The organism is Parafrankia discariae, assembly GCF_000373365.1.
Lineage (GTDB): Bacteria > Actinomycetota > Actinomycetes > Frankiales > Frankiaceae > Parafrankia > Parafrankia discariae.
Genome location: NZ_KB891263.1, coordinates 125,086 through 136,996, shown reverse-complemented (window position 1 = coordinate 136,996; position 11,911 = coordinate 125,086). Strand labels below are relative to the sequence as shown.

13 protein-coding genes are annotated in these 11,911 nt (G+C 73.6%); 8 read left to right on the top strand and 5 right to left on the bottom strand.

All coding sequences use genetic code 11. The annotated features are described in order from the left end of the window. The first annotated feature begins 39 nt into the window (after positions 1 to 39). The 3 genes from B056_RS0130640 to B056_RS0130630 all read left to right on the top strand — a co-directional run bounded on the left by B056_RS0130640 (position 40) and on the right by B056_RS0130630 (position 3,734). Positions 40 to 1,959: a serine/threonine-protein kinase gene (locus B056_RS0130640; RefSeq protein WP_018505667.1), complete on the top strand. Its 1,920-nt coding sequence runs from the start codon at positions 40 to 42 to the stop codon at positions 1,957 to 1,959. 182 nt (positions 1,960 to 2,141) lie between these two features. Next, the gene (locus tag B056_RS0130635) at positions 2,142 to 2,582 is read left to right on the top strand and encodes a carboxymuconolactone decarboxylase family protein (RefSeq protein WP_026240334.1); all 441 of its coding nucleotides are present in this window, start codon (positions 2,142 to 2,144) and stop codon (positions 2,580 to 2,582) included. 84 nt (positions 2,583 to 2,666) lie between these two features. After that, positions 2,667 to 3,734, top strand: coding sequence for an ADP-ribosylglycohydrolase family protein (locus B056_RS0130630; RefSeq protein WP_063826681.1), 1,068 nt, complete (start codon positions 2,667 to 2,669; stop codon positions 3,732 to 3,734). A gap of 112 nt (positions 3,735 to 3,846) precedes the next feature. Here the strand turns inward: B056_RS0130630 and B056_RS43240 are convergent, their stop codons facing one another. Beyond that, positions 3,847 to 3,996: a hypothetical protein gene (locus B056_RS43240; protein ID WP_018505664.1), complete on the bottom strand. Its 150-nt coding sequence runs from the start codon at positions 3,994 to 3,996 to the stop codon at positions 3,847 to 3,849. 566 nt (positions 3,997 to 4,562) lie between these two features. Here B056_RS43240 and B056_RS45010 point away from each other — a divergent pair. Next, positions 4,563 to 5,750 (top strand): glycoside hydrolase family 26 protein, encoded by a 1,188-nt coding sequence (locus B056_RS45010; protein WP_018505663.1) that lies wholly within the window; start codon positions 4,563 to 4,565, stop codon positions 5,748 to 5,750. A gap of 101 nt (positions 5,751 to 5,851) precedes the next feature. Here B056_RS45010 and B056_RS0130615 read toward each other — a convergent pair whose 3' ends face one another. Beyond that, the gene (locus B056_RS0130615) at positions 5,852 to 6,598 is read right to left on the bottom strand and encodes an NAD(P)-dependent oxidoreductase (protein WP_076784807.1); all 747 of its coding nucleotides are present in this window, start codon (positions 6,596 to 6,598) and stop codon (positions 5,852 to 5,854) included. Between the two features lie 60 nt (positions 6,599 to 6,658). On the opposite strand from B056_RS0130615, the gene B056_RS38620 reads away from it, so the two are divergent. Next, complete coding sequence (locus tag B056_RS38620) at positions 6,659 to 7,117, top strand: winged helix-turn-helix transcriptional regulator (protein ID WP_018505661.1); 459 nt, start codon at positions 6,659 to 6,661, stop codon at positions 7,115 to 7,117. Here the strand turns inward: B056_RS38620 and B056_RS0130605 are convergent. The 3 genes from B056_RS0130605 to B056_RS39815 form a co-directional block, all read right to left on the bottom strand. Next, entirely contained in the window at positions 7,114 to 7,887 is a 774-nt protein-coding gene (locus B056_RS0130605; protein ID WP_018505660.1) for an SDR family NAD(P)-dependent oxidoreductase, read from the bottom strand. The genes B056_RS38620 and B056_RS0130605 overlap by 4 nt on opposite strands. A 377-nt stretch (positions 7,888 to 8,264) precedes the next feature. Beyond that, on the bottom strand, positions 8,265 to 8,942 hold the full coding sequence (locus B056_RS38615) for an RES family NAD+ phosphorylase (protein ID WP_018505659.1): 678 nt from the start codon (positions 8,940 to 8,942) through the stop codon (positions 8,265 to 8,267). 3 nt (positions 8,943 to 8,945) lie between these two features. Next, a complete protein-coding gene (locus B056_RS39815; RefSeq protein ID WP_018505658.1) occupies positions 8,946 to 9,683 on the bottom strand; it encodes a hypothetical protein in 738 nt (245 codons plus the stop codon). Between the two features lie 112 nt (positions 9,684 to 9,795). Here B056_RS39815 and B056_RS0130590 point away from each other — a divergent pair, with 112 nt between their 5' ends. The 3 genes from B056_RS0130590 to B056_RS0130580 are packed head-to-tail and all read left to right on the top strand — an operon-like array spanning position 9,796 to position 11,911. Further along, complete coding sequence (locus B056_RS0130590) at positions 9,796 to 10,290, top strand: hypothetical protein (protein WP_018505657.1); 495 nt, start codon at positions 9,796 to 9,798, stop codon at positions 10,288 to 10,290. Next, on the top strand, positions 10,287 to 11,585 hold the full coding sequence (locus B056_RS38605) for an ATP-binding protein (RefSeq protein ID WP_154677320.1): 1,299 nt from the start codon (positions 10,287 to 10,289) through the stop codon (positions 11,583 to 11,585). Before B056_RS0130590 ends, B056_RS38605 begins: the two co-directional genes overlap by 4 nt. Then, complete coding sequence (locus B056_RS0130580; protein ID WP_018505655.1) at positions 11,582 to 11,911, top strand: hypothetical protein; 330 nt, start codon at positions 11,582 to 11,584, stop codon at positions 11,909 to 11,911. The genes B056_RS38605 and B056_RS0130580 overlap by 4 nt, the downstream gene beginning before the upstream one ends.

Sequence of the window (11,911 nt, the reverse complement as noted above, 5' to 3'; positions counted from 1 at the left end):
GACGCAACGGCCCGGCCGGGCCGGTAACGAGGGGGCACGGTGCTGACACCGCTGGCGGCGGGTGACCCCCGGCGCATCGGCCCGTTCGAGATCCACAATCGGATCGGCGCCGGCGGGATGGGCTCGGTGTACCTCGGTTTCACCGCCGAGGGCCGCGCCGCGGCCGTCAAGGTGCCCGCCGAGGGCCTCGCCGGCGACCCCGAGTTCCGCGCCCGGTTCCGGCGCGAGGTCGAGGCCGCCCGCCGGGTCCGCGGCCGCGCCGTCGCCGCGGTCGTCGACGCCGACCCCGACGCGACCTCGCCCTGGATGGCCGTCGAGTACGTCGAGGGCACCAGCCTCGCCGACGCGGTGATCCGGCACGGGCCGCTCGAACAGCGGCTGCTGCACGGCTTCGGGGTGGGCCTCGCCGACGCCCTCGTCGCCATCCACGCGGTCGGCGTCGTGCACCGCGACCTCAAGCCGTCCAACATCCTGCTCGCCTGGGACGGCCCGAAGGTGATCGACTTCGGTATCGCCCGGGCCAGCGGCACGCCGACCCACACCCGCACCGGCATCCTCGTCGGCACCCCCGCCTGGATGGCGCCCGAGCAGCTGCGCGGTGAGCGCGCGACCCCGGCGGCCGACGTGTTCGCCTGGGGTGCCTGTGTCACCTACGCGGCGACCGGGCACCCGCCCTTCGGCGGCGCCGAGCCGGCTGACGTGCTGACCGTGCTGCGCCGCGACGAGCAGCCCGACCTCGACGGGGTCCCACCGGACCTGCTGGCCGCCGTACGGGCCTCGCTGGCCCGCCGGCCCGAGGCCCGCCCGAGCGCGACGGAGCTGGTCCGGACGCTGGTCACCGAACCGGGCGCCCGCGGCGGCTCCCCCGATCCCGCTCGGGCGGCCGCGAACGCGCTCACCCCCTGGCAGTGGGAACCACCGGCCGAACGCTCCGAACGCGCCGAACGGATCGCGGCCGCGGCCTCGGCCTCGGCCTCGGCCGGCGTGATGACCGGCGCCGCCGACTCCGGCGGGCCCGCCACCGGCGTCCGGCGGACGGCGACGCGCGGTCCCGGCAGGCCGGCCGGCGGCCCCGGGGACGGCCCGGCGAAGTTCCGCGCCGTCGACCGGCCCACCCAGCCACTGGCGACCCGCGCGGATCCCGGCCTGTGGGAGGAGCCTCCGGGTGGGGACTCCTCGCTCGGCACCGTGCCCGTGCCACGGCTGTCGGCGCTGACCGAGAACCGCAACGAGATCACCGACCCGTCGATCCGGCCGCGTCGGACCGCCGCCGCCGCCATCGCGGCCGCGGTGGCGGCGGCGGTGGCGGCGTCCGACGCGGCGGAGGTGACGGGACCGTTGCTGACCGCCCAGGACCCCGCCGCCACCGGCGTCGGCGCCACCACCGGCACCACCGCCAAGGCCAAGGTCAAGGCCGGGGGGGCCGGTACCGACGCCAGGGCGGAGCCGGGAGCCTGGCCGCCCGACCCCCGGGCGTGGCTGAGCCTGCTTGCGGCCTCGGGCCGGCGGGACCGTGCCGCCATGGTCGCGGCCGTCGTCGCCTTCGGGCTCGTCGTCGGCGTGGTCGTCCTGCTCACCGTGCCGGATGCCTCCCGGGCGGAGAGCGGCCCGGGCCAGCCGTCCCCGGGCCCGTCGCAGCGGGGCGTCACCGCCACCACCACGCCCGCCCCCACCTCCCGACCCACCATGGTCACGCCGGCCACCGTCGCGCGCACCGGCTGGGCCGGGCCGGGGCCGGGCAGTGTGCCGCCGACCCAGGCCGGCGTTCCGGCCGACCCCGCGCCGACGGTGGGCGTCCAGATTGACCCGTCGGCGTCGCCGACGCCGACGCACGCCGTCTCTCCCACCGGCGACGCGTCCGCCCCGCCGACGCCCGACCCGTCGCTCTCTGCGACGCCGTGCGCCGCCGGCGCCCGCCCGGAGGGTGTCGTCGCCACCGCCACGCCCGAGCCCTGCTGACCGGGCGCCCCCCGGTGGGAGTGCGCTGCCGGCGGGATGCGGCTGCCCGCCCGCTGGCGGCGGCCCCAGGGAGCCCCGATCATGTGACCGGGAGCACATCGTGACGGTGTCACGGCACGCCCCGGAACGTCGTCGTCGAAGTGGAACCCTTCCACGGCACGCACGATGACGAGGAGGTCACCATGCAGCGCATCGACATGGCGAGCGTCGTACCGGACGCCTACAAGGCGGTGCTGGGCCTGGAGAAGTACGTCCGGTCGGTTGTCGACGGGACCGTGCTCGAACTGGTCAAGCTGCGCGCGTCGATCCTGAACGGCTGCGCGTTCTGCGTGGACCTGCACAGCCGCGACGCGCTCGCCGCCGGCGAGTCGAGCCGACGGCTGTTCGCGGTCGCCGCCTGGCACGAGTCGCCCTTCTTCAGCGAGAAGGAGCGGGCGGCGCTCGCGCTGACCGACGCCGTCACCCGGCTCGGCCAGGACGGCGTCCCCGACGACGTGTGGGACGGCGCGACGAAGGTCTGGAGCGAGGAGGAGGTGGCGAACCTGGTGATCGCCATCGCGACGATCAACGTCTGGAACCGGGTGGCGATCTCGGCCCGCACCCAGCCTCCCGCGACGGTCTGAGCCCGCGGCCGGGCCGGCCACGGATCCGAGGCGAATCGCGCGAACGCCGAACCACGGCGGCCGGGCGGGTCCATAGTGATCGACGTGACGCTCGGCGACCGGACATCCACGGAGGACCGGCCCGGCCCGACGCCCGCCGCGGCGCGGATCGCGGGGGCGCTGACGGCGTACGCCTGCGGCGACGCCTTCGGGCTCCCCTGGGAGGGGAGCGCGCCCCAAGACGTCGACGTCCCGCGGGCCGCGGACATCCCGGCCCGCGGGCGGTGGGAACGCGGCAGCACCTCCGACGACACGGCGCTGACCCTGCTCGTCGCCGAGCACCTGACCGCCCACGGCGGCGCGGGCGATCCGGCCGCCCTGCTGGGGACCCTGGCCGACCGGGCGGCGTCGATCCACGGGCTGGGTCCGAGCACGATCGCCGCGATCGACCACTTCCGCGCGCACGGCAGGCCACCGGCGCGGGGTGGCCGTACCAACGGCGCCCTCATGCGGGCGCTGCCGATCGGCTGGGCCACCGCGCCGGACGACGCGGCGCGCCGCCGCCGATGGGTACGCGCACTGTCAGCGATCACCCACCCCGACCCGGTCGCGCAGGCCGCGGCCGTCATCGCCGCCGCCTGCGCGAGCTGGGCCGTCGCGGGCGCGGACGGGCCGACGCTGCTGGCCGTGGCGGAGGCCGAGGCACTGGCCGAAGTCGAGGCACTGGCCGAAGCCGAGACACTGGCCGAAGTCGAGACACTGGCCGAAGCCGAGGCGCCGGCCGGGGCCGCCCTGCCGGCCGAACCCGTCGCGCGGCCGGGAGCCGACCAGGTTCGGTCACTTTTCACGCTGGTCAGGGAGATCGAGCGGGGCCGGTGGGTGCCACCGCCGGCCGGCGTCAGCCTCGACCCGGTGGAGACCCTCGGGGCCGTGTTGCACTGTGTGGCGACGCGGCCCACGCTCGGCGCGGCGCTGCCAGCCGCGATCGGTCTCGGCGGGGACACCGACACGGTCGCCGCGCTCACCGGCGGAATCCTGGGCGGCCGCCACACGTCCGAGGAGGTCCGCGCGGAACTCCCCTGGAGCTCACGTGCCCTGCTCCCGCCCCAAGGCACGATCGACGTCCTCGCGGACGGCCTCGCCACACTGCGCGGGCCGGGCCCGACGGGCTGACGCGAAGCGTGTCTCCCCCGTCGGGCCCGGCCGTTGTGCTGGGCCCCTTCAGATCTTCAAGATCGTTTTTGGACAGGGTAAATCGTCAACTCTGTTGACTATCTTGAATAGTTCAGAAGCCCGACCCGCGCGAGTAGAGCAGCAGGTTCGGCGAGCCAGAACCGATCCCGGTGAGCGCGCCGCGGGTCGCGGTGTCGACGATCGCGTCGCGCACCCCGTCCGGCCCCGCGCCCAGACGCTGCTGCAGGTAGAGCGCCGCCACCGAGAGCGCCGGACGAGGTGGCGAGGTGACATGCGGGCCTTGATGGGACGAAAGACATGGCCCGAAGGTGCCGGTCACGAACTTGACACCGCGGGCGGTTCGAACAGTGGCACCGCTACCGACCGGTAGATCAACCGCTGTCCGGGCCGGCCGGCCGGCCGTCTCACCGCGGACACCCCCGGACCGCGTGCGCCACCGGGGATGTCCGTGCGCGCAGCCGGTCCGAGACGCCCCGTGACCCACCGGCCGCCGGACCGGAAACACCACGGAGAAGACGACGGCGCCACAATTCCAGCCGGCGCCGCCGATGCGCCGCATTGCGCGCGATGTTGTCGGCGCAACGGATGCGGCGTCGTCGAACTCCCGGCCGTTGACAACTCGGCGACCGTTTTCCTACGGTCGCCCTGCGTCCGGACAAATGGCCTTGGAGAAGCCGGTGACCGGCGCCGTTAATTGCAGACGGGATGGGGAGGGGGACATGCCCGAACGTCTGAGGAGAAAAATCGACAATGCTGTCAACAATGCAGAAGAACCGGCGGACGAAACCAGCGGCCAGAAACAGGGCCGTGCTGCCCGCGCGAGCCGCGCTGGTTGTCGCGGCCGCCGCGGTGGGGCTGTCCGCCTGCCTTCCGGCCCAGGGCTCGGGCGGCGGCGCCGGCCCGGTACCGAGCGCGACCGCCTCGGTCACCGCCGCGCCGACGAGCACGGTTCCGCCCAGCACCGCCCCGACCAGCACCGCTCCCGCCGGCACACCCGGCCCGAGCACACCGCCCACCACGGGCGCCACTCCCACCGCCGGGGCGACGCCGAGCAGCAGTCCGGCACCCGGCGGAGGCGGCGGGACCCCCGCCGCGGCCGCGCTGAGCGGTACCGGCTACGCCGACCACGATGAATGGGCTTCGTGGCGTGGCTGGCCGGTCCAGATCTCCGAGACGTGGAACGACGCCAAGGACCCGGCTACCGGCGTCACCACATGGGGGTCGATGAACGGTCTCTACACGGTCAAGCAGTATTTCACCGATGCCGCCTGGCCGGGTGAGCTCAGCCTCGCCCAGCCGATGTTCGCCGGCGACCAGAACGTCAGGGACTGCGCGACCGAGGACCAGATCTCGACTCTCATGAACAAGCTGGTCGAGTACTGGCCGTCCAAGGACGCTTTCATCAGGCTCGGCTGGGAGTTCAACGGCAACTGGTACCACTGGAGCGTGCAGCCGGGCGACGCCGAGGCGTTCAAGGCCTGCTGGATCCGCTGGCACGACGTGGTGAAGTCCATCTCGCCGGACTTCAAGCTGGTGTGGAACCCCAATGCGGAGAGCTCCAACCAGGACGTCGACGTCACCGAGTTCTGGCCGGGCGCGCAGTACGTCGACGCCGCCGGGCCGGACTTCTACGCGATCAGTGACAACGGCCAGCTGCGCGACCCGGACAAGCGCGGGCCGCACGGCGAACCGCTGGGCATCGGTGCCTGGGCGGCCTGGGTCGCCGAGAAGGGCGTCCCGCTGGCGGTGCCCGAGTGGGGCGTCAACGACCAGGAGTGGGGCTCGACCGACCCGGCGTTCATCACGCAGATGCGCACGGTGTTCACCACCGCCGCCGCGTCGCCGACCGGGCTGGCCTACGAGTCCTACTTCGACGGATCGAAGGCCTACAGCTGCAAGTTCACCCTGCACGACAAGGACTGCGGCTACGACTACCACCAGGCGGCGGCGCAACGCTACAAGGAGCTCTGGACGGGACCGTACGTCAGGTCCTGATCCGACCTACGGCCGGGACGGCGGCACCCCCGCCGCCCCGGCCCTCCGGCGCCCGGCCCTCCGGCGCCCGGCCCTCCGGCGCCCGGCCCTCCGGCGCCCGGTCACGGCGGCGTGGGCAGGACGGCCACCTGGGTCCGGTGCAGGGTCGGGGTCTCGGACTGGTCCGCCACGGCCCGTGCCAGCTGGCCGTAGCCGAGCACGCCGTCGAACAGGCGGTGGTCGACGGGTGGTTCGACGAGCGCGTAGCCCGCCGTCTCGTCGGCGCCGTCGGCCCGCAGCCCCGCGGGTGGGGTGACGACCAGCCAGTCGTGCCCGGACGCGAGGCGGCGCAGCGCGGGCAGCTCGCGGGCGTGCGCCCGCGCGAAGGGCAGGAGCCCCGGGGGGAAGACCGCCGGATCGTCCATGACCGTGCGCCCGTCGGCCAGGGTCAGCGTGGCGAACAGCCCGATCGTGATCAGCCGGGTCGCCGGCGAGCGTCGCACCGCGCCGACCACCCCGGCCACGACGTTCTCGTAGAAAGCCTCGTCGAAACCGTCGAACGACGGCGGCGGGGCCGAGAACGGCGTGACGGCCACGATGACGACGTCGGCCGCGGGGAGGATCTCCACCAGGTCGGCGCCGCGGGTGACGTCCGCCTCGGCCACGTCGACCCCGAGGCCCGCGAGGGCGGCGAAGTCGGCGCGGGCGGAATGCCGGCGGAGGTCCCGCACCACCCCGGTCACCCGGTGCCCCCTGGTGACGAGCTCCCGGCTGACGGCTCGTCCGGCGCGGCCACCGGCACCGAGCACGACCGTGTGCAGTCGGGTGGGCGGCCGGGGCCCCGTCCCGACGGGCTGTGTTCCTGTCATGGCGCGGAAAGTAGCGGACGACAGGCCGGTTACCGCAACGTGACCGGCTACCGTTGCCGAATGGAGAACGCGGCCGGAGCCCCCGCGGCCGAAGCCCCGACGTTCGATCCGGCCTGCCCGATGAGCGCCTTCCCGGTGCGGATCGGCGACAAGTGGACCGCGATGGTCGTCCTGTGTCTCGAGACGCGGCCGCGGCGGTTCACCGAGCTCAGGCAGCTTCTCGGCGCGGTGAGCGCGAAGGTTTTGACCGAGACCCTGCGCGCGATGGAACGCGACGGTCTGGTGAGCAGAAACGCCTTCGACGAGAACCCGCCCCGGGTGGAGTACCAGCTGACCGCCCTCGGCCGGTCACTGCTGCAGCTGGTCGACGCGGCCCGGAGCTGGGCCCGGGACAATCTCGACGACCTCCTGGCCGCCCGCCGGCACCACGACGACCTCCTCCGCCACGGCACCGGCACCGGCGAGGGCGCCGGTGCCGGTGCGGCCCCGTCAGCCCTTGCTGGGATCCGCCCGGTCTAGAACCTTCCCGGGGTGGCGAAGGCGCGAACGGCTTCGGCCCGGTCGTCGACCCTGGACCGGTTGACGGCGTTCTCGACCGACCGCTGTCCGCCGGCGATCCACACCGGGCCGTTCGCGAGATTGTCCAGGGCCTCCTGCGCGGCCTCGTCGGCGGGCTGGGCGGCGTCCAGGGGGTATCCGAGTCGGGCCATCGCGGGAGTGGCGGTGAAACCGACGCAGAAGTGGAGCACGTCGACTCCGTACTTCTCGCACTCGATCCACAGCGACTCGCTGAAGATGCGACTGAAGGCCTTCGAGGCGCAGTAGGCGGCCAGCGACGGCGCCCCCATGTACCCGGCGCTCGATCCGGACAGGATGATCCCGCCGCGGCGCCGCTCGCGCATCAGGCCGCCGTAGTGCCGCGCGAACTCGGTCTGACCGAGGACGTTGACGGCGATGACCGCCCGGTAGACCTCGGGATCCAGCTCGACGAGATCCCCCCGGACGCTGTTGGCCCCGGCGTTGTAGATGAGCAGACCGACCTCGATGTCGTCGGTCACGGTCCGCGTCCGCTCCAGGGCGTCCGGCCGGCTCAGGTCGACGGATAACACCCGTACCTCCGTGCCGGCTTCGCGCAGGTCGTCGGCGAGGGCGTTCAACGGGCCCGGCTTGCGCGCCGTGAGAACCAGGTTGAATCCCTGGGCGGCGAGCTTGCGGGCATAGCCCTCGCCGATTCCCTCCGAGCCGCCGACCACCAGGGCCCAGGGCCCGTACTTCTCCAAGAAGCTCATGATTCTCCCTCCGGAGGGGTCACTCACCGGCGGCGGAGCATCACCCACCACCCGGCGAAGCACCGACACCGGAAGCGTAGAGGGCGCCATCGGCGCCGGCCACCTGGTTGACAACCATCCCGCACGGCTGCCGGACGTCTTCGAGCAGGTGGATGACGCCCCGCACGGACGGGCTTCGGAATCGCGCCGGCGACCGCCCGCGCCCTCGACGCCGTCCGCGCACCGACAGGCGCCACGCCCTGGTCCTCTCCGTACATCCGGTGGCTGGCACGCCGGAAGCCCCTGGCGCCCGGATCTTGACTCGGGTCGACGGCGGCCATTGAGTGGGGGCATGGCCGAGGAGACGGTGTGCGGGATCGTCGGGCGGCGCGACCCGCCTACTGGGCCGCCGCGGGATGAGATGCCAGGACGGCCGGGGCGCTCACCTGGGCTCCGAACGGCCCGAGGCGGTTGTTCAGCCAGCCCAGGGCGGCGGCGTCGGCGAGGTCGGTGAACCTCGCGGGTGATCCGCGCAGGACACCCTGGCAACGGTCACCGAACAGCATGGTGGTCGGTTCCCCGAGATTGCGCCGGGAGTGCCAGATCAGGCCCTGCGCCCACGGATGGTGTTCGTGGAGCCAGTGCGCCCACCGCCGGGTCAGCCCGTAGTCGGGCGGGTCCGCGTGGACGAGCCACTCGTCCTGACACACCGCGGCCAGGTCCGGCGAGCTGATGAGCCGCAGCAGGACGACCGGTGCCGTGACCGTGACCGCGGACAGCCGACGGCCGGCCACCGCCGCGCGCGGGACGAGGCGCCGCCGCGGCCCGCCGAACGGGATCGCGCGCAGCAGGACCTCGACGAGCGCCGTGTCCTCGGAGAGTGCCAGATACAGGTAGGGATACGGGCAGTCCTCCGTGCCGCTGAACCGCCCGCCGCCGACGTGGCGGTCGTTGGCCGTCCGGTTGAACTCGTCGACGCGGCGGTGGCTGCCGTGCACCCGCCACAGTGTCGTGCCGACGGGAATGATCTCCCGGTTCGGGACTCCGTCGCAGCCGCGCGGCAGGTAGCGGGGCACCGCTCACTCCTCGCCGAGCAGGTCGGCGGCGGCGGCCAGCAGCCGGCCGCCGGCACCGGCACCGGCGGTGACGATGTCCGCCGGGACGGCGTTGAGCAGACTGTTCGGGCCCAGCCACCAGTCCGCGACACCCCACGGGTCCTCGGCGGCACCCAGCGCGCGGTTGATACGCGCGACCACGTCGACGGCCCGACCCAGGTCGTCGAACTGGAACGCGGGCAGGCGTGTCTCACCGCCCGGCGTGACCAGGCAGATCAGGTCCGGCATGTCCGGGTCGCCCCCGCAGGCACGGAGCTCGGCCGGCGAGTACGCCGGTGCCAGGAGCAGCCGGACGCGGACCTCGGCGTTCACGAAGGCCGCCTGACCGGCCCACGGCTCGGCGGAGGACGGATCGGCGGCCGACGCGTCCGCCGGGCCGGAGGCCACGGCGGCGGACGGGGGTGTTGAGACAGCCGAGGCGAGATCAGGCCAACCGGACACCCGACCTCCGGGTGGCGCCGTGGGGCGGAACCGGGTGTGCCCGGCGAGCAGCGCCGCGCGCACCGGGTGACCATCGGGCAGCCTGAGCAGCAGCGCGACGATCTGGTCCAGGCCCGTCCCGGGCGGGTCCGCCCCAGCGGCACCGGCACCGGCACCGGTGCTGGCGAGGGCGCGCAGCCGCGCCACGTCCGACTCTCCGAGTAGTGCGACGACGTCGTGCCAGTGGTGCGGGAGAACAGCCAGAGCGTCCTCGACTGTCATTGTCACGCCTCCCGTCCGCGACCGGTTCCGTCCCAGCATCCGGCAGAAAACAACCAGAAGTCGCGCGGTTTCCGTACTGAAACGGCCCAGGTTCCCGCGGTGCACTCATCCCATGAATCAGCGAGACGACCGGCCTGCGCGCACCGCGGGGCCGGACAACCGTGATCCCCGGTCCGCGGGGCCTCCTCCTCCGCCCGTCGCCGCCCTGTCCACCGACGAGCTCGTCGCCGCGGGCCTGGACCTGGCCCGGGGCGTCGGTGAGCTCGCCCGCCGGCTGCGCGCCGCCTACAGCACCGGCCGGCGCGGCCGCGACGACGAGCGTCCCGTGGCCAGGCGGGAACTCACCTACCGCGACGCGGTCGCGTTCTTCGCGGAGAACCAGCGCCGCTCCGGCGGCGCGAAGGCCGGCGCGATCGTGCGGGAGCGGGCCGAGGCCCCGCCTTCCGGCCGGAGCGCGGCACCCGAAAAGATGATCATCCGCCTGGTGTTCCTGGACGCTCAGGCCGAGCCGCTCGCCGCCGCGCCCGCCGCCTCCTACCTGGTGGAGCACATCGACCGCGAGCTGGACCGGGCGTTCGGCAGGCACGACGTGATCATCGTGTCATGAGGCGGCCCGACGAGGGGCAGCCTGGAATGCCCCCGTACCAGGCCGGGACCGGTGGCCGGTTGGACCGGTTGCTCGACGCCGTCCGGGACGGCTTCGCGATACACGGGGTCCCGGCCGACGCGGATCGGGCCCGGGCCGCCGAGCTGCGCTCCCGCCTGCTCTCGGCGGCCCGTGAGTTCGCGGCCACCGAGCCGGGCCGGAGCCTGACCTTCGTGGTGACCAACGACGGACGTCGCGGCGGTCCCACCGGGGGGTCGGCCGCCGGTTCGGCCCGGCCGCGGACGGGGACCGGCGTAGCCGAGCCCGACGTCGTGTCGATCGAGGACCGGGCCGCCTATTTCCCGGCGATCGACCCCGCCCACACCCTAGACCAGCTGATTCTCCCGGCGGCCGCGATGGAGCGGCTGCTGTTGGCGGTCGCCGTCGTCGAGCTTCGTCAGCAGGTGTTCGACGAATGGGAGCTGCGACAGATCCAGCCGCATCCCGGGTCGGCGATCAGCCTGCACGGTGACCCCGGGACGGGCAAGACACTCGCCGCCCACGCGGTGGCCGCGCACCTGAAGAAGAAGATCATCTGTGCGAGCTACTCACAGTTGGAGAGCAAATATCACGGAGAGGGCCCGAAGAACCTCCGGGCGCTGTTCCACGCGGCCCGGGCGACCGACGCCGTGCTGTTCGTCGACGAGGCCGAGTCCCTGCTCTCGCAGCGGTTCGAGAGCCTGAGCCAGGGCTCGGAGCACGCCGTCAACGCCATGCGCAGCGAACTGCTGCTCGCGCTCGACCAGCACGACGGGCTCGTCGTCTTCGCCGGCAACCTGGCCCGCAGCTACGACCGCGCCTTCGAGAGCCGGGTCCGTCACGTCCACTTCCCGGCACCCGACGGGGAGACCCGCCGCAGGCTGTGGGACCGCCACCTCGTGGCCGGGCTGCCGCTGGCCGCTGACGTGGACCGCGACGCGCTGGCCGCGGTCGACACGACGACAGGGCGCGACATCCGCAACGCGGTCGTGGAGGCGGCGACCGCCGCCCGGCTCGCCGGGGAGAGCTCGGTAAGGCACGAACGGCTCGCCACGGCCCTGCACCAGGCGGTCGCCAGCCGGGTCTCCGCGGGGCTGGGCCAGGCCACACCGGTGCCCGCGGGGAGCGACCAGGAAACCCGTCTCCTCGGTGCCGCCGCCACCGCGCTACGCGGCCGCGCGCCGTCCGGCGACCCGCCGGCCGCCGCCGCCACCCTGACCACCACCGACACCACCGATCTCACCGACACCACCGATCTCGAGGAGAAACAACGATGATTCTCGAAGCCATCGCCCTCGTCGGCTGCCTCGCCGCGTTCGGATTCGTCGCCGCGATCTGGGTGGCGCTGCTGACGTTCGTGCTGCTGGCCGACTGGTTCCGCGAGCGCCAGCACAAGATTCAGAAGAAGCGCCGCAAGGCCATCTCCATGAAGGCCAACAAGGAGATCAAGAAGGCGCTGGACGACGGGGACGTCACCCACGTGACGGGCATCTTCGAGCCCGGACGGGACGAGCTGATCGAGGTCCAGCCGTGGTCCGCGGACGACGTCGACGCACGGGTCCGTCAGGCACACCGCAACTCACAGGTCGTTGTCTGGAGCTGA